The organism is Pseudomonas sp. Irchel 3H7 (genome assembly GCF_900187605.1).
Classification (GTDB): domain Bacteria; phylum Pseudomonadota; class Gammaproteobacteria; order Pseudomonadales; family Pseudomonadaceae; genus Aquipseudomonas.
On sequence record NZ_FYEA01000005.1, the window covers coordinates 232,142 to 252,459 of the forward strand.

Below are 20,318 nucleotides of genomic sequence, written 5' to 3' on the forward strand. Positions count from 1 at the left end.
TCACACTTTTTCCGCCGCCGGCAAGGTGAAGCCGGACACCGAACGGCGTAACTGACTGGCCATTTTCGCCAGGTTACCGATGCTTTCCGCAGTGGCCGTGGAGCCGGACGAGGTCTGCGAGGTGATCTGCTGGATCACGTTCATCGTCAGGGAAATCTGCCCGGCCGAGGACGTCTGCTGCTGCGCGGCGTTGGAGATGCTTTGAATCAGCGCCGCGAGGGTCTTCGATACGCCTTCGATTTCTTCCAGGGCCACACCGGCATCCTGCGCCAGTCGCGCGCCACGCACCACTTCGGTGGTGGTTTGCTCCATGGAAATCACGGCTTCGTTGGTATCGGTCTGAATCGCCCGCACCAGGGTTTCGATCTGCCGGGTGGCGGCGGACGAGCGTTCGGCCAAGCGCTGCACTTCGTCGGCAACCACGGCGAAACCGCGCCCGGCATCACCGGCCATCGACGCCTGAATCGCCGCGTTGAGGGCGAGGATGTTGGTCTGATCGGCAATGTCGTCGATCAGGCTGACGATGTCGCCGATTTCCTGCGACGACTCGCCGAGGCGCTTGATACGTTTGGCGGTGTCCTGAATCTGTTCGCGAATGTTGTCCATGCCGTGGATGGTGTTGTGCACCACCTCGTTGCCCTTGTTGGCGATTTCCACCGAACGCTCCGCCACCGCTGAAGACTCGGCGGCGTTGGCCGAGACCTGATCGATGGATTCGGCCATGTCGCTGATCGCCGTCGAGGCTTCGGAAATCTGCTGGGCCTGATGCTCCGAGGCCTGGGCCAGATGCATGGCGGTGGCCTGGGTTTCCTGCACGGCGGCGGCAACCTGGCCGGCGGTTAGGTTGATGGTCGCGACGAGATCGCGCAATTGGTCGACGGAATAGTTGATCGAGTCGGCGATGGTGCCGGTGAAGTCTTCGGTCACCGAGGCGGTCACGGTGAGGTCGCCGTCGGCGAGGTCTTCGATTTCATCGAGCAGGCGCATGATCGCGTTCTGGTTGCGCTCGTTCTTCTCGGCGGTTTCGCGCAACTGGCGATTGGTTTCCCGGACCATCACCAGACCGATAAGGATGATTGAGGCCAGCGCCAGCAAACCGAGGACGTAGCCACCGATGGTGTCGGTGTTGCGCCCGCCGGCAAGGTTCTCGAAACGAGTGGCCAGGTGCGAGGCTTCGTCGAGCAGGGTCTGCGACAGGCTGAAAATGTTGCTCGCCGATTCACGAACCTTGAACAGCTCGGGCGAGGTTTCGAGGATTTCATCCACCGAACCGGAGACAAACTGGAACAGTTCGGAAATCTCACTCAGACGCGCGCGGGCATCACGGTCTTCGACCTGGCTGATTTTCAGCGCCGGATTACCTTGCAGCATGCCGTTGAGCACTTGGCCGAAACGCGTGGCGTCGCGGCCAAAGGCGTCGGCGGCTTGCTGGGAGTTTTCGTCGCCGGCGAGCACGGTGTTGACCGCGCCAAGAATACGTTCGGCCAGCAGCGACTGACGCTGAGCCATCGCCACCTGCGCCGCCGGGGCGCCGCGCTGGAGGAGGATTTCGACGACTTTTTCGTATTCGATCTGCAACTGCGGCACGGTTTCGGCCAGGGTCGCGGCGACCTGATGCAGCGACAGCACGGTCTGCTCGCTGGAAAGAATCGCGTCGGTGTTTTTCAGCAGGCGTTCCCAGTCGAGTTGCACGGCGCGCATTTCCGGGCGCACGGTGGCAGGTGCCGGCGGCAGGCCGGTGGCCGGGTCGCCCTTTTTCAGATAACCCCAGCGCTGGGCGAAATCGTTGCGCGCATCGCTGAGCAACTTGAACGCAGCCGCCTTGCCGGCGGCGGCTTCGGTGGCGTTCTTGGCGATGCGTTGCGAGAGCACGCGCAGCTCACCGGCGTGGCCGATGTACTGTTTGTCGTAGTTCGCCTGGGTGTTGAGGTACGCGAAGTTGGCGAACAGCAGCATGATGAACACGATCAGTGCGATGAACAGCACGATGATCTGCGAGCGACTGCGCGAGCCTTCCGCCGGCTTGCCTGTTTTTGCTTTTGTCATCGGTCCTCGCCTGTTTGAAGCTCACCGGTAGAACCTGTAGGAGTGAGCCTGCTCGCGATTGAACGATAACGCGGTGTACTTGATACACCGCGGTGCCTGAATCGCGAGCAGGCTCACTCCTACAAGGGATCTTTGTTGTAACAGCTATATCGCGACGCTCATGAACACCGGGGATTTCGCCAATGCAAACAAACTGAACACCCGCCAGTTCTGCTCGCGGCGGAAATAGCCTTTGACGAATTCGGCTTTGGATCCCTGGCGCTTGCTGATCGAGATCGGTTCGAAGCTGTCCTGTTCGAAATGCTGCAGACCAATCACCTCATCGACCATCAACCCGGCAAACACGTCCCCATGCTCAACCACCAAGACCCGCCGCTGTTTACGCAACGGCGACAGTTCGTGGCCGAAAAATCCGCACAAATCCATGATCGGCAGCAGCCGCCCGCGCAGGTTAGCCACACCTTTGACCCACGGTTTGACCCCGGGCAATTGAGTGAAGCGCGGTTCGTGCAGCACTTCGCTGACTTCACCCATCGGCGCCACATACCAATGCTCGCCGAGGCGAAAGCCGATGCCGCTCCAGCGATCCTGACGCGCCGGTTGCGACGGCAGGTCCGCCGCCAGCAAGCGGCAGCGCTGGTCGATTTGCCAGAGCAGTTCGAACGCGGTCAGCGATTCGCTCATGGTTGCGCGATCAGCCTTTGAGCACGTTGTTCAGGGTCTTGATCAGGGTGTCTTCGTCGACCGGTTTGGTCAGGTAGTCCTTGGCGCCTTGGCGGGTGCCCCAGACCTTGTCGGTTTCCTGATCCTTGGTGGTGATGATGATCACCGGGATATGGCTGGTGTCGGCATCCTTGGTCAACTGGCGGGTGGCCTGAAAACCGTTGAGGCCGGGCATGACGATGTCCATCAGCACCGCGTCGGGTTTTTCCTGACGGGCCAGGGCCACGCCGTCGGCGCCGTTTTCGGCCTTCAGCACTTCATGGCCGTGCTTTTCGAGCATGCCGGTCAGTTTGTACATTTCAGTCGGCGAATCATCGACGATCAGGATACGTGCCATGGTTTTCCCCATTTTTCTTGTCGACGCCCGGCCCGCTGGCCGAGCGTCACTGTACGTGTCTTACTGCGGCAAAACGGCGGCGAAGCCCGGAACATGGGCCTGGATCGCGTTGAGCAGTTCTTCCTTGCTGAAAGGCTTGGTCAAAAATTGATCAGAACCGACAATCCGCCCCTTGGCCTTGTCGAACAGCCCGTCACGCGATGACAGCATGATCACCGGCGTGGCCTTGAACGCACTGTTGTTCTTGATTAAAGCGCAGGTCTGATAACCATCCAGACGCGGCATCATGATGTCGACAAAAATGATCCCGGGATGGTTGTCGGCGATCTTCGCCAAAGCGTCGAAACCGTCGATCGCCGTGATCACTTCGCAGCCGACATTCTTCAACAAGGTTTCGGCGGTACGACGAATCGTTTTCGAGTCGTCGATGACCATGACCTTCAAGGCGCTGGACTGCTGTTCCATAAGAGGGCTCTACCGTCGCCTTTGCGAATCAATTTGTCCGTTTTGCGGTTATCAATGGCTCGAAACCCTTGATGTTCAAGGGCCAGCACGCTACGCCAGCCTTTTTAGCACAGTCTCCAGATGCAATCTATCGACGGGTTTTTCCTTGACCGAAAACCCGCCCGGCGCCACTCTGGCGGCACTTTTTCAATACCGATCCGGTAGCCAATTTTCGAGGAAAACCCAATGAGCGTTCGCGTCGGGATTGTCATGGACCCTATCGCCAGCATCTCCTATAAAAAGGATAGCTCGCTGGCCATGCTGCTGGCCGCGCAGAAGCGTGGCTGGGAACTGTTCTATATGGAACAACGCGACCTGTATCAGGGTGAAGGTCAGGCCCGGGCGCGCATGAAGCCGCTGAAAGTCTTCGCCAACCCGGAAAAATGGTTCGAACTGGACGCCGAGCAGGACAACCTGCTGAGTGATCTGGACGTGATCCTGATGCGCAAGGATCCGCCGTTCGACATGGAGTTCGTCTACTCCACCTACCTGCTCGAACAGGCCGAAACCGCTGGCGTGCTGGTGGTGAACAAGCCGCAGAGCCTGCGCGACTGCAATGAAAAACTGTTTGCCACGCTGTTCCCGCAGTGCACGCCGCCGACCATCGTCAGCCGCCGCGCCGACGTGCTGCGTGAATTCGCCGCCAAGCACGGCGACGTGATCCTCAAGCCGCTGGACGGTATGGGCGGTACTTCGATTTTCCGTCACCGCGCGGGCGATCCGAACCTGTCGGTGATCCTGGAAACCCTGACCGCCCTCGGTGGCCAGCAGATCATGGGCCAGGCTTACCTGCCAGCAATCAAGGACGGCGACAAACGCATCCTGATGATCGACGGCGAGCCGGTGGATTACTGCCTGGCGCGGATTCCGGCGCAGGGCGAAACCCGTGGCAACCTCGCTGCCGGTGGCCGGGGTGAAGCGCGTCCGCTGACGGACAAGGATCGCTGGATCGCTGCTCAGGTCGGCCCGACCCTGCGTGAGAAAGGCCTGCTGTTTGTCGGTCTCGATGTGATCGGTGAAAGCCTCACCGAAATCAACGTCACCAGCCCGACCTGCATCCGTGAAATCGACAATGCCTTTGGCACTGACATCGGCGGCATGCTGATGGACGCGATCGCCAAGAAGCTGCAAGCCGCCGGCAAAAAGCCACAAGCTTGATGCACGTCACATGCAGTCTGTCGCTTGAAGCGTGAAGCCCAAGGCGTGAAACCAACATTGCGTTATCATGCGCAGCCTCTGAAAAACGCGATGTTGGTTTTCTTGTCATGACCCTCCCGTCCGATCTGCCCGCAGAACTCGCCCACCGTGGCGTGCGCCCGGCCGATCGCCTCGGATTTACCCTGTTTCTCGCGGCGCTGATTCATTTGGCGCTGCTGCTCGGCGTCGGCTTCACGATGGTCGAGCCCAAGCAAATCAGCAAAACCCTGGAAATCACCCTCGCCACCTTCAAAAGCGAAAAGAAGCCGGAGAAGGCTGACTTTCTCGCGCAGGAAAATCAGGAAGGCAGCGGCACGCTGGACAAGAAGGCGATCCCCAAGACCACTGAAGTGGCGCCATTCCAGGACAATCAGGTCAAGAAAGTCACCCCGCCACCGGCCGCCAAGCCGCAAGTGCAGGAGGCTGCGCCCAAGGCTGCGGTGACCACCGTTGCGCCGAAGCCGAAAAAAGCACCGACCAAGAAAGAAGAAAGCAAAACCGAAGTCAAACCGACGGTCGACGCGCCGGAATTCGACAGCTCGCAGCTGTCCAGCGACATCGCCAGCCTCGAAGCCGAACTGGCCAAGGAACAACAGCTGTACGCCAAGCGCCCGCGCATTCACCGCTTGAGCGCGGCGTCGACCATGCGCGACAAGGGCGCCTGGTACAAAGACGACTGGCGCAAGAAGGTCGAGCGCATCGGCAACCTCAATTACCCCGAAGAAGCACGGCGCAAGCAGATCTACGGCAATTTGCGCCTGATGGTTTCGATCAATCGCGACGGCTCGCTGTATGAAGTGCTGGTGCTGGAATCGTCCGGCCAGCCGCTGCTGGATCAGGCGGCGCAGCGCATTGTTCGACTGGCGGCACCGTTTGCGCCGTTTACCGGGGACTTGTCGGATATCGATCGTCTGGAAATCATTCGCACCTGGAAATTCGCCCGCGGCGACAAGCTCTCAAGCAATTAAGGGCAAGATCAAAAGATCGCAGCCTTCGGCAGCTCCTACATTGGCCTGCATTCACATGTAGGAGCTGCCGAAGGCTGCGATCTTTTGGCGGCTTCAGCTTGTCAGTTTGCCCCCCGAACGCCACACTAGCGCACATGAAAAACGTCAGCCCCAGCTACCTCAAGCATCACCTCCTGATCGCCATGCCACACATGGCCGACCCGAACTTTGCCCACACCTTGACCTACATCGTCGAGCACACGGCCAATGGCGCTATGGGGATTGTGGTCAACCGGCCGCAAGAGCTGAATCTGGCCGACATTCTTGAGCAACTGCGCCCGGACATCGACCCGCCGGCACTGTGCCAGCACGTACCGATTTTCATCGGCGGCCCGGTACAGACCGATCGCGGTTTTGTTCTGCACCCGGCGGGCAAGACCTTCCAGGCCACCGCACAACTGGACGGTGATCTGGCCCTGTCGACCTCGCAGGATGTGCTGTTCGCCATCGCGGACGGCGTCGGCCCGGCGAAAAGCCTGATTGCCCTCGGTTACGCCGGTTGGGAAGCCGGGCAACTGGAAGCCGAACTGGCCGACAACGCTTGGCTGACCTGCCCGTACGACGCCGACATCCTCTTCAACACCAGCAGCGAACTGCGCCTCGAAGCGGCGGCCAAGCACCTGGGGATCAACCTCAGCCTGCTGACCAGCCAGGCAGGTCACGCCTGATGGCCCTGCGCCTGATTCTCGGCTTCGACTACGGCACCAAACAGATCGGCGTCGCGGTCGGCCAGGTGATTACCGGCCAGGCCCGTGAGCTGTGCACCCTGAAAGCGCAAAACGGCATCCCCGACTGGAATCAGGTGGAAGCGCTGTTCAAGGAATGGAAACCCGACGCCGTGGTCGTCGGTCTGCCGCTGAACATGGATGGCACGCCGAGTGAAATGTGCCTGCGCGCGGAGAAATTCGCCCGCCGCCTCAACGGCCGCTTCAATGTGCCCTTCTATACCCACGACGAACGTCTGACCACCTTCGAGGCCAAAGGCGAGCGACTGGTGCGAGGCGGCCAAAAGGGCAGTTACCGCGACAACCCGGTGGACGCCATCGCCGCCGCTCTGCTGTTGCAGGGCTGGCTCGATGAAAACACTGCATTGTTTGAATCCTGACAAGCGCTTCGGCGCTTTTCTTTTGAGTGAAAAACCGAGTCGTGTCCAAGGACCCGATTCGCCCCCAACAAGGAGCAACCATGAGCCTGCCAAATCCCGCCGATCTGATCAGCCAGATGGCGACCCGCCTCAAGGCGCACCTTGCCCAGCGTGAAATCACCGAACCGCGTTACATCGGCATCCGCACCGGCGGCATCTGGGTCGCGCAGGCCTTGCTCAAGGAATTGGGCAGCGACGCGCCACTGGGCACGCTGGACGTGTCCTTCTACCGTGACGACTTCAGCCAGAACGGCCTGCACCCGCAAGTGCGCCCGTCCGCCCTGCCCTTCGAGATCGAAGGCCAGCATCTGGTGCTGATCGACGACGTATTGATGAGCGGCCGCACCATCCGCGCCGCCATGAACGAATTGTTCGACTACGGCCGCCCGGCCAGCGTGACCCTGGTCTGCCTGCTGGACCTCGACGCCGGTGAGCTGCCGATCCGCCCGAATGTCGTGGGCGCGACGCTGTCGCTGGCCGCTCACGAACGGGTGAAGCTGTCCGGCCCCGAACCGCTGACGCTCGAACTGCAAGACTTCAACCTTTAATCCGCCCTATTGAGAGTCCCCTTCGCGATGACGCCTCTAGATACCAAGCGCCCGCTGCAGCTCAATGATCAGGGCCAGCTGCGCCACTTCCTCTCGCTCGACGGCCTGCGCCGCGAGTTGCTGACGGAAATCCTCGACACTGCCGACTCGTTCCTCGAAGTCGGTGCCCGGGCGGTGAAGAAAGTCCCGTTGCTGCGCGGCAAGACCGTGTGCAACGTGTTCTTCGAAAACTCCACGCGCACCCGCACCACCTTCGAACTGGCGGCCCAGCGACTGTCGGCGGACGTGATCACCCTGAACGTGTCGACCTCGTCGGCAAGCAAGGGTGAAACCCTGCTCGACACCCTGCGCAACCTTGAAGCCATGGCCGCCGACATGTTCGTCGTACGCCACGGTGATTCCGGCGCCGCGCACTTCATCGCCGAACATGTTTGCCCGCAAGTGGCGATCATCAACGGCGGCGACGGCCGTCACGCCCACCCGACGCAGGGCATGCTCGACATGCTCACCATCCGTCGGCACAAGGGCGGTTTCGAAAACCTCTCGGTGGCCATCGTTGGCGACATCCTGCACTCGCGGGTCGCGCGCTCGAACATGCTCGCGCTGAAAACCCTCGGTTGCCCGGACATCCGCGTGATCGCGCCGAAAACCCTGCTGCCGATCGGCATCGAGCAATACGGCGTGAAGGTTTACACCGACATGACCGAAGGCCTGAAAGACGTCGACGTGGTGATCATGCTGCGCCTGCAGCGTGAACGCATGACCGGCGGCCTGCTGCCGAGCGAAGGCGAGTTCTACCGCCTGTTCGGCCTGACCACCGCGCGTCTGGCCGGGGCCAAACCCGATTGCATCGTCATGCACCCGGGGCCGATCAACCGTGGCGTGGAAATCGAGTCAGCAGTGGCCGACGGCCCGCACTCGGTGATCCTCAATCAGGTCACCTACGGCATCGCGATTCGTATGGCTGTGCTGTCCATGGCCATGAGCGGACAAACCGCGCAGCGTCAATTCGAGCAGGAGAACGCCCAGTGAAGCTCAGCATTCTCGGCGCACGCGTCATCGATCCAAGCAGCGGCCTGGATCAAGTCACCGACATTCACGTTGAAGCCTGCAAGATCGTCGCCCTCGGCGCGGCCCCGGCGGGTTTCACGGCCGTAGAAACCATTGATGCCCAAGGCCTTGTTGCCGCTCCGGGCCTCGTCGATCTGAACGTTGCCCTGCGCGAGCCGGGTTACAGCCGCAAAGGCTCGATCATCAGCGAAACCCGCGCGGCAGCGGCCGGCGGTGTGACCAGCCTGTGCTGTCCGCCGAAAACCAAACCGGTGCTCGACACTTCCGCCGTGGCCGAACTGATCCTCGACCGCGCACGCGAAGCCGGCAACACCAAGGTGTTCCCGATCGGCGCGCTGAGCAAAGGTCTGGACGGCGAGCAACTGGCTGAGCTGGTTGCGTTGCGCGACGCTGGTTGCGTGGCGTTCGGCAATGGTCTGGAGAGTTTCCGCAATACCCGCACGCTGTGCCGGGCGCTGGAATATGCGGCGACGTTTGATCTGACGGTGATTTTCAACTCGCAGGATCATGACCTGGCCGAGGGCGGTCTCGCCCACGAAGGCGCGGTGGCCAGCTTCCTTGGTCTGCCGGGGATTCCGGAAACTGCTGAAACTGTGGCTTTGGCTCGCGACCTGCTACTGGTCGAGCAGACTGGCGTGCGTGCGCACTTCAGCCAGTTGACCAGCGCTCGCGGCGTGGCTCTGATCGCGCAGGCTCAGGCCCGTGGCCTGAAGGTGACGGCGGACGTGGCGTTGTATCAGCTGATTCTGACCGACGAAGCGCTGATCGACTTCAGCAGCCTGTATCACGTGCAGCCGCCGCTGCGTACGCGTGCTGACCGTGATGGCCTGCGTGAAGCGGTGAAGTCCGGCGTTGTGTCGGCGATTTCCAGCCATCACCAGCCGCACGAGCGTGACGCCAAACTGGCGCCGTTCGGCGCGACCGAGCCGGGCATCAGCAGTGTTGAGTTGCTGCTGCCGCTGGCGATGACGCTGGTTGAGGATGGGTTGCTGGATCTGCCTACCTTGCTGGCGCGTTTGAGCGCTGGCCCGGCTGAAGCGCTGCGTCTGCCGGCAGGCAAACTGGCAGTGGGTGGTGCGGCGGATATCGTGCTGTTCGATCCGCAGGCTTCGACGGTGGCCGGTGAAGGCTGGTTGTCGAAGGGTGAGAACTGCCCGTTCATTGGGCACACTTTGCCGGGTGTGGTTCGCTACACCTTGGTGGATGGGCGGATCAGTCACCAGGCTTGATACCGGGTTGCCCCCAATCGCTGGCAAGCCAGCTCCCACAAGGTCTTGCGCTATCTTTGGGTTAGCGCAAAAACCTGTGGGAGCTGGCTTGCCAGCGATGGCTTACTGGAAGGCGCCTCTGCCTTCGGCGTTGCGTACGGACACCTGATCATTCAGCGTCCAGAAGTCATACAGCACCCCCAGAAAGAACAACCCGCCCGTCAGCAGATAGATCAGCCCACTGATCCATTTGCCCTGATACATCCGGTGCACGCCCAATGCTCCGAGGAACGTCAGCAGAATCCACGCCACGTTGTACTCGATCGGCCCGGCGGTAAAACGCAGATCCGCCTCGCGATCCATCGCCGGGATCAAGAACAGGTCGATCAGCCAGCCAATGCCCAGCAAACCGAAGGTGAAGAACCAGATCGTCCCGGTCACCGGCTTGCCGTAATAGAAGCGGTGAGCACCGGTAAAACCGAAAATCCACAGCAGATACCCGATGATTTTGCTGTGCGTATCTTGCTGCTGAACAAATTGTTGATAGGGGTTCATGAAGACCTCGATTCACACGATAGATAAATATTCTTGAATTCTTTGTGACTTTTTTACAGGTAGCCGACGTACGGCAAATGTTACCGTTGCTACCGTCAAAGCCTTATAGCACCTGACTTCTGTCCGACAATTGCGTCCATTTGCCGCTTATTTGGTTCCGTTGGCCACCAACTGAATCGACCAACGGACTCGGAATGAAAAAAAACTCTGTTATAAAGTTGCGCGCTATCACTGAAGAGCCACGCCTAATGCGACCATTTTTCAAGACATGGCTAACCATCTGCCTATTAATGCCACTGGCCGCCCACGCCACCAATCGTGAGCAACGTCTTCCTAACGTTAACGGCTTCACCCCTAAATCCCATGCTTCGGCTCCTTCGAGCAAAAGCAGCAAAAGCAAAACCACCACGCTGAGCAGCAAGAGCCACAGCAAGCTGGTGCCACCGATGGCGAGCAAGGAAAGCAGCAATGTGCTGAGCCGTGCGGTGAACGTCCTCGGTACACCTTATCGTTGGGGCGGCAGCAGCCCAAGTAAAGGCTTCGATTGCAGCGGCCTGGTGAAATACGCGTTCAACGACGCCACGTTCGACCTGCCTCGCACCTCGAATGCCATGGCCAGCGGCCACGGCGAGAAAGTCGAGCGCAAGGATCTGAAGCCGGGCGACCTGATTTTCTTCAACATCAAGAGCCGCCGGGTCAACCATGTTGCCATCTACCTGGGCAACGACCGCTTCATCCACGCACCGCGTCGTGGCAAAGCGGTGAGCATCGATACGCTGAACAAGCCGTACTGGCAGCAGCATTACGTAGTGGCCAAGCGTGTGTTGCCGAAAGAACAGCAGCAGATGCGCGTGGTTCAGCGCTAACACCATACCGATCATTCCCACGCTCCGCGTGGGAATGCCTCAATGGACGCTCCGCGTCCGCCTCGGCAAGGACGCAGAGCGTCCCGGGCTGCATTCCCACGCAGAGCGTGGGAACGATCACTCTCTCAGAAATTATCCGGCGTGCGCGCCTTCTCCCGCGCATGCTCGCGACTGATCAAGCCCTTGGTCACCAGATCCTTCAGGCACATGTCCAGTGTCTGCATCCCCAACGACCCACCGGTCTGAATCGCCGAATACATCTGCGCGACCTTGTCCTCACGAATCAGGTTACGGATCGCCGACGTGCCCAGCATGATCTCGTGCGCCGCCACCCGTCCGCCGCCGATCTTCTTGATCAACGTCTGCGAGACCACCGCCAGTAACGACTCCGACAACATCGAACGCACCATCGACTTCTCGTCACCCGGGAAAACATCCACGACACGGTCGATGGTTTTCGCTGCGGATGTGGTGTGCAAGGTGCCAAATACCAGATGCCCGGTTTCCGCAGCGGTCAGTGCCAGGCGAATGGTTTCCAGGTCACGCATCTCGCCGACCAGGATCACATCCGGGTCTTCACGTAGCGCCGAGCGCAAAGCGGTGGCGAAACTGCGGGTATCACGGTGAACTTCACGCTGATTGATCAGGCATTTGCGCGATTCGTGAACGAATTCGATCGGGTCTTCAATGGTCAGAATATGGTGGTGACGGTGGGTGTTGAGGTAATCGATCATCGCCGCCAACGTGGTTGATTTGCCTGAACCGGTCGGCCCGGTGACCAGCACCAGCCCACGCGGCGCATCGGTGATCTTGCGAAAGACATCGCCCATGGCCAGGTCTTCCATGCTCAGCACTTTCGATGGGATGGTACGAAACACCGCCCCGGCACCACGGTTCTGGTTGAAGGCGTTGACCCGAAAACGTGCGACACCCGGAACTTCGAAGGAAAAGTCGGTTTCCAGATGTTTCTCGAAGTCGACGCGCTGGGTCTCGTTCATGATGTCGTAGATCAGTTCGTGCACTTGCTTGTGATCCAGCGCCGGCAGATTGATCCGCCGCACATCGCCATCGACACGGATCATCGGCGGCAGACCGGCCGACAGGTGCAGGTCGGAAGCGCCCTGTTTGGCGCTGAAGGCCAGCAATTCAGTGATATCCATAGCGCTCCTCAATTCCAGTAGAATGCCGCGAACCTTCAGACCGCCGGCGCCTCTTGATGTCCACGATAGCAGACAACATTTTCCACGTTGGTTCGCGCATCCAGACCGCGACCCAAGCCGCACACCGTCCTGAAAACAGCGTCCAGTTGCTCGCCGTGAGCAAAACCAAACCCGCCGAAGCGCTGCGCGAGGCGTATGCCGCCGGCCTGCGCGACTTTGGCGAGAACTACCTGCAGGAAGCCCTGGGCAAACAGCTCGAACTGGCCGACCTGCCCTTGATCTGGCACTTCATCGGCCCCATTCAATCGAACAAGACTCGGGCGATTGCCGAGCATTTCGATTGGGTGCATTCCGTGGATCGCCTGAAAATCGCTCAACGTCTGTCCGAACAGCGCCCGGCCGAGCTGCCGCCGCTGAACATCTGCATTCAGGTCAACGTCAGCGGTGAAGCCAGTAAATCCGGCTGCACCCCGGCTGATCTGCCGGCATTGGCCGAGGCCATCAACGCATTACCGCGCCTGAAATTGCGTGGCCTGATGGCGATTCCCGAGCCGACCGAAGATCGCGCCGAGCAAGACGCGGCCTTCGCCGCTGTACAGAAATTGCAGGCCAGCCTCGATCTGCCGCTCGACACACTGTCCATGGGCATGAGCCACGACCTCGAGTCGGCCATTGCCCAAGGCGCCACTTGGGTGCGTATCGGTACCGCCCTGTTTGGCGCCCGTGATTATTCCCAGTCTTGAACCATTCCAGATAAGGACCACACATGAGCAACACACGTATTGCGTTTATCGGTGCGGGCAACATGGCGGCCAGTCTGATTGGCGGCCTGCGCGCCAAGGGTCTGGAAGCCGGACAGATCCGCGCCAGCGACCCGGGTGAAGAAACCCGCGCCAAGGTCAGTGCCGAACACGGCATCGAAACTTTCGCCGACAATGCTCAGGCCATCGACGGCGTCGATGTGATCGTGCTGGCGGTCAAGCCGCAGGCTATGAAAGCCGTGTGCGAAGCCATTCGCCCAAGCCTGAAACCCAATCAATTGGTGGTGTCGATTGCTGCCGGTATCACCTGTGCCAGCATGACCGCGTGGCTCGGCGAGCAGCCGATCGTGCGCTGCATGCCCAATACCCCGGCGCTGCTGCGCCAGGGCGTCAGCGGCTTGTACGCGACCAGCGAAGTGACTGCCGAGCAGCGTCAGCAAGCCGAAGAGCTGCTGTCCGCCGTCGGCATCGCCCTGTGGCTGAATGAAGAACAGCAACTGGACGCCGTCACCGCCGTGTCCGGTTCCGGCCCTGCCTACTTCTTCCTGCTGATCGAAGCCATGACTGCCGCCGGCGTCAAACTCGGCCTGCCGAAAGACGTCGCAGAACAACTGACCCTGCAAACGGCGCTGGGCGCAGCGCACATGGCGGTTTCCAGCGATGTCGACGCCGCCGAACTGCGCCGTCGCGTGACCTCGCCAAACGGCACCACGGAAGCTGCAATCAAATCATTCCAGGCCAATGGCTTTGAAGCCCTGGTCGAAACCGCACTCGGCGCCGCCGCGCACCGCTCGGCCGAAATGGCCGAACAACTGGGCAAATAAGGAGCCTTACATGATTGGATTGAACACCGCAGCGGTTTACGTGCTGCAAACCCTCGGCAGTCTGTACCTGCTGATCGTGCTGCTACGCTTCGTGCTGCAACTGGTACGGGCGAACTTCTACAACCCGCTGTGCCAGTTCATCGTCAAAGCGACCCAGCCACTGCTCAAGCCGCTGCGCCGGATTATCCCGAGCCTGTTCGGTCTGGACATGTCGTCGCTGGTGCTGGCGATTCTGGTGCAACTGGCGCTGATGGCGCTGACCCTGCTGCTGACTTACGGCACCACCGGCAACCCGCTGCAACTGTTTATCTGGTCGCTGATCGGCGTGACCGCGCTGTTCCTGAAGATCTTCTTCTTCGCCCTGATCATCAGCGTGATCCTCTCGTGGGTCGCGCCGGGCAGCCACAATCCGGGTGCTGAACTGGTCAACCAGATCTGCGAGCCGGCGCTGGCGCCGTTCCGCCGCTTCCTGCCGAATCTTGGCGGTCTGGACCTGTCGCCAATCTTCGCCTTCCTCGCGTTGAAGCTGATCGACATGCTGGTGATCAACAATCTGGCGGCGATGACGATGATGCCGGAAATCCTGCGCTTGCTGATGTGAGCTGGTTCCGTTGGGACGGTGACGACTTGATCCTCGAGTGTCACCTGCAACCGGCAGCCCGTAGCGATGACTTCGCCGGGCTGCATGGGGATCGCTTGAAGATTCGCCTGACTGCGCCGCCGGTCGAGGGCAAGGCCAATGCTTATCTGATGGGTTTTCTGGCCAAGGCGTTTGGCGTTTCGAAGAGCCAGGTCAGTTTGCTCAGTGGTGAGTTGAACCGGCAAAAGCGGGTGAAGATCTGCTCGCCGAAGAAGTTGCCGGATTTGCCTGGGTTGGTTGGGCGCTTGTCTTGAGTTTTGCAGCGCCTGCGCCCCTCACCCCAGCCCTCTCCCCCTGGAGAGGGAGCCGATCCAGGGTGTTTTCGGAACCTGAGTTCAGCCCGGATAGATCAGGTCGGCGTAGCTCAAAAGAACACCTCGGTCGGTCCCCTCTACCTCTGGGAGAGGGCTAGGGTGAGGGCCGCTTGCCGCTAACCCCCCCGGTCTTTAGACTTACGCCTCATTTCAACGAGAGCAGGGTCGATGCCAACTGCCTTTCCCCCCGATTCTGTTGGTCTGGTGACGCCGCAAACCGCGCACTTCAGCGATCCGCTGGCGCTGGCCTGTGGCCGCTCGCTGGCCGCCTATGACCTGATCTACGAAACCTACGGCACGCTGAACGCGCAAGCGAGCAACGCCGTGCTGATTTGCCACGCCTTGTCCGGCCATCATCACGCCGCCGGCTACCACAGCGTCGACGACCGCAAACCCGGTTGGTGGGACAGTTGCATCGGCCCCGGCAAACCGATCGACACCAACAAGTTCTTCGTGGTCAGCCTGAATAATCTGGGCGGCTGCAACGGCTCCACCGGCCCGAGCAGCATCAACCCGGAGACCGGAAAACCGTTCGGTGCCGACTTCCCGGTACTCACCGTGGAAGACTGGGTGCACAGCCAGGCGCGTCTCGCTGATCTGCTCGGCATCGGCCAGTGGGCGGCAGTGATCGGCGGCAGCCTGGGCGGCATGCAGGCGCTGCAATGGACCATCACCTATCCGGATCGTGTGCGTCACTGTCTGGCTATCGCTTCGGCACCGAAGTTGTCGGCGCAGAACATCGCCTTCAACGAAGTCGCGCGTCAGGCGATCCTCACGGACCCGGAATTCCACGGCGGTTCGTTCCAGGAAGCGGGCGTGATCCCCAAGCGCGGGCTGATGCTGGCGCGGATGGTCGGGCACATCACCTACCTGTCCGACGATTCGATGGGCGAGAAATTCGGCCGTGGCCTCAAGAGCGAGAAGCTCAACTACGACTTCCACAGTGTCGAGTTCCAGGTCGAAAGCTACCTGCGTTATCAGGGCGAAGAGTTCTCCGGACGCTTCGACGCCAACACCTATCTGTTGATGACCAAGGCACTGGATTACTTCGATCCGGCGGCGAACTTCGACGATAACCTGGCGAAAACCTTCGAGAACGCCACGGCCAAGTTCTGCGTGATGTCGTTCACCACCGACTGGCGTTTCTCCCCGGCCCGCTCACGAGAACTGGTGGACGCGCTGATGGCGGCACGCAAAGACGTCAGCTACCTGGAAATCGACGCACCGCAGGGCCACGACGCCTTCCTGATTCCGATCCCGCGCTACTTGCAGGCGTTCGGCAATTACATGAACCGCATCACGTTGTGAGAAAGCCATGAGAGCTGATCTGGAAATCATCCAGGAATGGATCCCCGCCGGCAGCCGCGTCCTCGACCTCGGTTGCGGTGACGGCGAGCTGCTGACCTGGCTGCGCGACAACAAGAACGTCACCGGTTATGGCCTGGAAAACGACGCTGACAACATTGCCCAGTGCGTGGCCAAAGGCGTCAACGTTATCGAGCAGGATCTGGACAAGGGGCTGGGCAACTTTGCCAGCAACAGTTTCGACATCGTCGTCATGACCCAGGCCCTGCAAGCCGTGCACTACCCGGACAAGATCCTCGACGAAATGCTCCGGGTCGGTCGCCAATGCATCATCACCTTCCCGAATTTTGGTCACTGGCGCTGCCGCTGGTACCTGGCGAGCAAGGGGCGCATGCCGGTCTCCGAGTTTTTGCCGTACACCTGGTACAACACACCGAACATTCACTTCTGCACCTTCGAAGACTTTGAAGAACTTTGCCGCGAACGTGATGCGAAGGTCATTGATCGGCTTGCCGTGGATCAACAGCACCGTCACGGGTGGGCCAGTAAGCTATGGCCTAATCTGTTAGGTGAGATCGGTATCTACCGCGTCAGCAGCCCGCAGCTTGCAGACCACAAAGTCGCGATCTGAATCCCGTCATTTCGAGGAGCACGATCATGGGTCGTTTAGCGTTGTTGTTATTGACTGCCTGCCTGAGCGCCAGCGCTATGGCGGCCGACGTCATCAAGGGCGAACGCAAGGAAACCTTCGGCGACGTCACGGTGCACTACAACACTTTCAACTCGACGTTTCTGACGCCGGACATCGCCAAGGCTGCGGAACTGGTGCGCAGCAAGAATCAGGGCGTGATCAATGTCTCGGTGATCAAGGACGGCAAACCGCTGGTCGCCAACGTCACCGGCACGGTCAAAGACCTGACCAGCCAGAGCGTGCCGCTGAATTTCCGCCAGATCACCGAACAGGGCGCGATCTACTACATCGCCCAGTATCCGGTTGAGCAGCAGGAAACCCGCACCTTTGAGATCAAGGTGCAGAACGGCGACAAGATCAACACCATCAATTTCAACCAAGAACTCTTTCCCGGCGAATGATGAACATCAAGCAGCTCGTACTGGCCAGCCATAACGCCGGCAAACTCAAAGAACTCCAGGCCATGCTCGGCGACTCGGTGCAACTGCGCTCGATTGGCGAGTGGAGCAAGGTCGAGCCGGAAGAAACCGGTCTGTCGTTCGTCGAGAACGCGATCCTCAAGGCACGCAACGCCGCACGTATTTCCGGGCTGCCGGCGCTGGCCGACGACTCAGGGCTGGCGGTGGATTTCCTTGGCGGTGCACCGGGCATCTATTCGGCGCGCTATGCCGATGGCAAGGGCGATGCGGCGAACAACGCCAAACTGCTCGATGCGCTGAAGGACGTGCCGCAAGCCGAGCGCGGCGCGCAGTTCGTTTGCGTACTGGCGCTGGTACGTCACGCCGATGATCCGTTGCCGATCCTCTGCGAAGGCTTGTGGCACGGGCGCATCCTCACCGCTGCCAGCGGCGAACACGGTTTCGGTTATGACCCGCTGTTCTGGGTGCCGGAGCGTGACGTCTCCAGCGCCGAATTGAGCCCGGCCGACAAGAACCAGATCAGCCACCGCGCCCGTGCAATGGATCTGCTGCGCCAGCGTCTGGGCTTGAAATGACCGGTGATTCTTCCGCGTCGTCGCTGATTGTCGGCGGCGCCGCCTCTTCGCCTCGGGCGCCGTTGCCGACGCTGCCGCCCCTGGCGCTGTACATCCACATCCCGTGGTGTGTGCGCAAATGCCCGTATTGCGACTTCAACTCGCACACTGCCAGCCCGGTGTTGCCGGAGCAGGAGTACGTCGACGCCTTGCTGGCCGATCTCGATCAGGATCTGCACGCCGTGTACGGGCGTGAAATCAGTTCGATCTTTTTCGGTGGCGGCACGCCGAGCCTGTTCAGCGCCGAAGCCCTCGGGCGACTGCTGGAAGGCGTCGGGCAGCGCATTCCATTTGCTCATGACATCGAAATCACTCTGGAAGCCAATCCCGGCACCTTCGAGCAAGAGAAGTTCGTCGCGTACCGCAAGCTGGGGATCAATCGCCTGTCGATTGGCATCCAGAGTTTCCAGCAGGAAAAGCTCAAGGCGCTTGGCCGGATTCACAACGGTGACGAAGCGGTGCGTGCTGCCGGCATGGCGCGTCAGGCCGGGTTCGATAACTTCAACCTCGACTTGATGCACGGCTTGCCGGATCAGTCGCTAGACGATGCCTTGAGCGATTTGCGCCAGGCTATCGAACTGAATCCGACGCACATCTCCTGGTATCAACTGACATTGGAACCGAACACCGTGTTCTGGAACCAGCCGCCGGTGCTGCCGGAGGACGACACGCTGTGGGACATTCAGGAAGCCGGGCAGGCGCTTTTGGCCGAGCACGGTTACGCGCAGTACGAAGTCTCGGCTTATGCCCAGGCCGGTCGGCCAGCGCGGCATAACCTCAATTACTGGAGCTTCGGCGACTTCATCGGCATCGGCGCGGGTGCGCACGGCAAGTTGAGTCATCCCGACGGACGCATCGTGCGTACCTGGAAGACCCGTCTGCCGAAGGACTATCTCAACCCGGCGAAAAGCTTCCAGGCTGGTGAAAAAGCGCTGACCAATGACGAGATGCCGTTCGAGTTTCTGATGAACGCTTTGCGCCTGACCGCTGGCGTTGAGTCGCGTCTGTATCCGGAACGCACCGGGCTGTCGCTGGATAGCCTCGCCGAAGGCCGGGCCGCGGCAGAACAAAGCGGTCTGTTGCAGGTCGAACCGTCACGTCTGGCGGCCACCGAGCGCGGACAACTGTTTCTCAACGACTTGCTGCAACAATTTCTGAACTGAGCCCAGCCCTCAACTTCTGTCCTAAGGGAAAACGCATGGATTTGATACTCGACCTGCTCGCCACCGTCTCCCGCTGGAGCCGCAGCAACCTCTCGGAAATCGCCCTGGCGCTGGTCGGCTGCCTGCTGGTGCTGTTCGGCGCCGACTTCAAAGGCTGGGTCGAGCAACGCCTGGGCAGCATCGCCGGCGCCTTGCGCGTACCGCTGATGGCGCTGCTGTGCGTGATCGGCAGCGGCGCAGCGCTGATTTACGCCACGCCGTGGGTAATCAAAGGCTTGAGCCAGTTCAACAACTACAGCCTGGCGCCAGTGCTGCTGGTAGTCCTTGTCCTCATCGGCGTGGTCGCCGACCGCCGCTGATCTTTCGGCCGCTTTTGATCGTTCCCATGCTCCGCGTGGGAATGCCTCAATGGACGCTCTGCGTCCGCTGTAGGACGCAGAGCGTCCCGGGCAGCATTCCCACGCAGAGCGTGGGAACGATCATTGCGTGATGCTTAGGCGAGTTTTTCGAACTTCAGGTCCCAGACGCCATGGCCAAGACGTTCGCCGCGGCGTTCGAACTTGGTGATCGGGCGTTCGGCCGGGCGCGGTACGCATTTGCCGTCTTCGGCGAGGTTGCGATAGCCCGGGGCGACGTTCATCACTTCCAGCATGTATTCGGCATACGGTTCCCAGTCGGTGGCCATGTGCAGAATGCCGCCAACCTTCAACTTGCTGCGCACCAGTTCAGCGAACGAGGCCTGAACGATACGACGCTTGTGGTGACGGCTCTTGTGCCACGGATCCGGGAAAAACAGCATCAGGCGATCGAGGCTATTGTCGGCGATGCAGCGGTTGAGCACCTCGATCGCGTCGCAATCGTAGACGCGCAGGTTGGTCAGACCCTGGGTCAGCACGCCATTGAGCAGCGCGCCAACACCCGGACGGTGCACTTCAACACCGATGAAATCCTGCTCCGGCGCCGCCGCGGCCATTTCCAGCAGCGAGTGGCCCATGCCGAAACCGATCTCCAGCGAGCGCGGTGCCGAACGGCCGAACACTTGATCGTAATCCACCGGCGCGTCCGCCAACGGCAGCACGTACAGCGGCGCGCCCTGATCCAGACCGCGTTGCTGGCCTTCGGTCATGCGCCCGGCGCGCATCACGAAACTCTTGATGCGGCGGTGTTGGCGCTCGTCGCCTTCTTCCGTCTGGATAGGCGTGTCGTTCGATTCAGTCATCA

The 20,318-nt window shown here is 60.6% G+C and carries 25 protein-coding genes; 18 read left to right on the top strand and 7 right to left on the bottom strand.

Translation table 11 applies throughout. The features are described 5' to 3' along the window. The 4 genes from CKW38_RS11435 to pilG all read right to left on the bottom strand — a co-directional run bounded on the left by CKW38_RS11435 (position 1) and on the right by pilG (position 3,571). Positions 1-2,046: a methyl-accepting chemotaxis protein gene (locus CKW38_RS11435; RefSeq protein ID WP_016985966.1), complete on the bottom strand. Its 2,046-nt coding sequence runs from the start codon at positions 2,044-2,046 to the stop codon at positions 1-3. Positions 2,047-2,190: 144 nt separating this feature from the next. Continuing rightward, a complete protein-coding gene (locus CKW38_RS11440) occupies positions 2,191-2,730 on the bottom strand; it encodes a chemotaxis protein CheW (RefSeq protein ID WP_007913675.1) in 540 nt (179 codons plus the stop codon). A 10-nt stretch (positions 2,731-2,740) separates the two neighbouring features. Beyond that, entirely contained in the window at positions 2,741-3,106 is a 366-nt protein-coding gene (gene pilH, locus CKW38_RS11445; RefSeq protein WP_007913674.1) for a twitching motility response regulator PilH, read from the bottom strand. Positions 3,107-3,166: 60 nt separating this feature from the next. Then, positions 3,167-3,571 carry a twitching motility response regulator PilG gene (pilG, locus tag CKW38_RS11450; RefSeq protein ID WP_007913673.1) on the bottom strand — a complete coding sequence of 135 codons (405 nt, stop codon included), beginning with the start codon at positions 3,569-3,571 and terminating at the stop codon, positions 3,167-3,169. Between the two features lie 225 nt (positions 3,572-3,796). On the opposite strand from pilG, the gene gshB reads away from it, so the two are divergent. The 7 genes from gshB to CKW38_RS11485 all read left to right on the top strand — a co-directional run bounded on the left by gshB (position 3,797) and on the right by CKW38_RS11485 (position 9,806). Beyond that, a complete protein-coding gene (gene gshB, locus CKW38_RS11455) occupies positions 3,797-4,768 on the top strand; it encodes a glutathione synthase (RefSeq protein ID WP_007913671.1) in 972 nt (323 codons plus the stop codon). A 107-nt stretch (positions 4,769-4,875) separates the two neighbouring features. Then, on the top strand, positions 4,876-5,775 hold the full coding sequence (locus tag CKW38_RS11460) for an energy transducer TonB (RefSeq protein ID WP_007913669.1): 900 nt from the start codon (positions 4,876-4,878) through the stop codon (positions 5,773-5,775). Positions 5,776-5,909: 134 nt separating this feature from the next. Beyond that, positions 5,910-6,482, top strand: coding sequence for a YqgE/AlgH family protein (locus CKW38_RS11465; RefSeq protein WP_095112793.1), 573 nt, complete (start codon positions 5,910-5,912; stop codon positions 6,480-6,482). Further along, on the top strand, positions 6,482-6,919 hold the full coding sequence (gene ruvX / locus CKW38_RS11470; RefSeq protein ID WP_007913667.1) for a Holliday junction resolvase RuvX: 438 nt from the start codon (positions 6,482-6,484) through the stop codon (positions 6,917-6,919). The genes CKW38_RS11465 and ruvX overlap by 1 nt, the downstream gene beginning before the upstream one ends. A gap of 80 nt (positions 6,920-6,999) precedes the next feature. Next, complete coding sequence (pyrR, locus tag CKW38_RS11475) at positions 7,000-7,506, top strand: bifunctional pyr operon transcriptional regulator/uracil phosphoribosyltransferase PyrR (protein ID WP_034153653.1); 507 nt, start codon at positions 7,000-7,002, stop codon at positions 7,504-7,506. A 27-nt stretch (positions 7,507-7,533) separates the two neighbouring features. After that, on the top strand, positions 7,534-8,538 hold the full coding sequence (locus CKW38_RS11480) for an aspartate carbamoyltransferase catalytic subunit (protein ID WP_007913665.1): 1,005 nt from the start codon (positions 7,534-7,536) through the stop codon (positions 8,536-8,538). Continuing rightward, positions 8,535-9,806: a dihydroorotase gene (locus tag CKW38_RS11485; protein ID WP_007913658.1), complete on the top strand. Its 1,272-nt coding sequence runs from the start codon at positions 8,535-8,537 to the stop codon at positions 9,804-9,806. The genes CKW38_RS11480 and CKW38_RS11485 overlap by 4 nt, the downstream gene beginning before the upstream one ends. Before the next feature lie 102 nt (positions 9,807-9,908). On the opposite strand, the gene CKW38_RS11490 is transcribed toward CKW38_RS11485, so the two are convergent. After that, entirely contained in the window at positions 9,909-10,340 is a 432-nt protein-coding gene (locus CKW38_RS11490; RefSeq protein WP_007913651.1) for a TM2 domain-containing protein, read from the bottom strand. A gap of 248 nt (positions 10,341-10,588) precedes the next feature. Here CKW38_RS11490 and CKW38_RS11495 point away from each other — a divergent pair, with 248 nt between their 5' ends. Further along, positions 10,589-11,206, top strand: coding sequence for a C40 family peptidase (locus tag CKW38_RS11495; RefSeq protein ID WP_007913648.1), 618 nt, complete (start codon positions 10,589-10,591; stop codon positions 11,204-11,206). A 125-nt stretch (positions 11,207-11,331) separates the two neighbouring features. On the opposite strand, the gene CKW38_RS11505 is transcribed toward CKW38_RS11495, so the two are convergent. Then, the gene (locus tag CKW38_RS11505) at positions 11,332-12,366 is read right to left on the bottom strand and encodes a type IV pilus twitching motility protein PilT (protein ID WP_095112795.1); all 1,035 of its coding nucleotides are present in this window, start codon (positions 12,364-12,366) and stop codon (positions 11,332-11,334) included. Positions 12,367-12,422: 56 nt separating this feature from the next. On the opposite strand from CKW38_RS11505, the gene CKW38_RS11510 reads away from it, so the two are divergent. From CKW38_RS11510 to CKW38_RS11555, 10 genes are all read left to right on the top strand, one after another. Beyond that, positions 12,423-13,109 (top strand): YggS family pyridoxal phosphate-dependent enzyme, encoded by a 687-nt coding sequence (locus CKW38_RS11510; protein WP_007913645.1) that lies wholly within the window; start codon positions 12,423-12,425, stop codon positions 13,107-13,109. A 23-nt stretch (positions 13,110-13,132) separates the two neighbouring features. After that, positions 13,133-13,951, top strand: coding sequence for a pyrroline-5-carboxylate reductase (gene proC, locus CKW38_RS11515; RefSeq protein ID WP_007913644.1), 819 nt, complete (start codon positions 13,133-13,135; stop codon positions 13,949-13,951). Positions 13,952-13,961: 10 nt separating this feature from the next. After that, complete coding sequence (locus CKW38_RS11520) at positions 13,962-14,552, top strand: YggT family protein (protein ID WP_007913643.1); 591 nt, start codon at positions 13,962-13,964, stop codon at positions 14,550-14,552. Next, a complete protein-coding gene (locus CKW38_RS11525) occupies positions 14,549-14,845 on the top strand; it encodes a DUF167 domain-containing protein (RefSeq protein ID WP_007913642.1) in 297 nt (98 codons plus the stop codon). The genes CKW38_RS11520 and CKW38_RS11525 overlap by 4 nt, the downstream gene beginning before the upstream one ends. 228 nt (positions 14,846-15,073) lie before the next feature. Continuing rightward, on the top strand, positions 15,074-16,213 hold the full coding sequence (locus CKW38_RS11530; RefSeq protein ID WP_093429832.1) for a homoserine O-acetyltransferase: 1,140 nt from the start codon (positions 15,074-15,076) through the stop codon (positions 16,211-16,213). Positions 16,214-16,220: 7 nt separating this feature from the next. Then, on the top strand, positions 16,221-16,841 hold the full coding sequence (metW, locus tag CKW38_RS11535; protein WP_095112796.1) for a methionine biosynthesis protein MetW: 621 nt from the start codon (positions 16,221-16,223) through the stop codon (positions 16,839-16,841). A gap of 26 nt (positions 16,842-16,867) precedes the next feature. Then, complete coding sequence (locus CKW38_RS11540) at positions 16,868-17,302, top strand: DUF4426 domain-containing protein (protein WP_007913636.1); 435 nt, start codon at positions 16,868-16,870, stop codon at positions 17,300-17,302. Beyond that, positions 17,299-17,895: an RdgB/HAM1 family non-canonical purine NTP pyrophosphatase gene (gene rdgB, locus CKW38_RS11545; protein WP_034153664.1), complete on the top strand. Its 597-nt coding sequence runs from the start codon at positions 17,299-17,301 to the stop codon at positions 17,893-17,895. Before CKW38_RS11540 ends, rdgB begins: the two co-directional genes overlap by 4 nt. Next, a complete protein-coding gene (gene hemW / locus CKW38_RS11550; protein WP_095112797.1) occupies positions 17,892-19,097 on the top strand; it encodes a radical SAM family heme chaperone HemW in 1,206 nt (401 codons plus the stop codon). Before rdgB ends, hemW begins: the two co-directional genes overlap by 4 nt. Positions 19,098-19,132: 35 nt before the next feature. Further along, positions 19,133-19,456, top strand: a complete 324-nt coding sequence (locus tag CKW38_RS11555; RefSeq protein WP_007913629.1) for a DUF3392 domain-containing protein — start codon at positions 19,133-19,135, stop codon at positions 19,454-19,456. Between the two features lie 134 nt (positions 19,457-19,590). Here the strand turns inward: CKW38_RS11555 and trmB are convergent, their stop codons facing one another. Then, on the bottom strand, positions 19,591-20,316 hold the full coding sequence (trmB, locus tag CKW38_RS11560) for a tRNA (guanosine(46)-N7)-methyltransferase TrmB (RefSeq protein ID WP_007913622.1): 726 nt from the start codon (positions 20,314-20,316) through the stop codon (positions 19,591-19,593). Between the last annotated feature and the right edge of the window lie 2 nt (positions 20,317-20,318).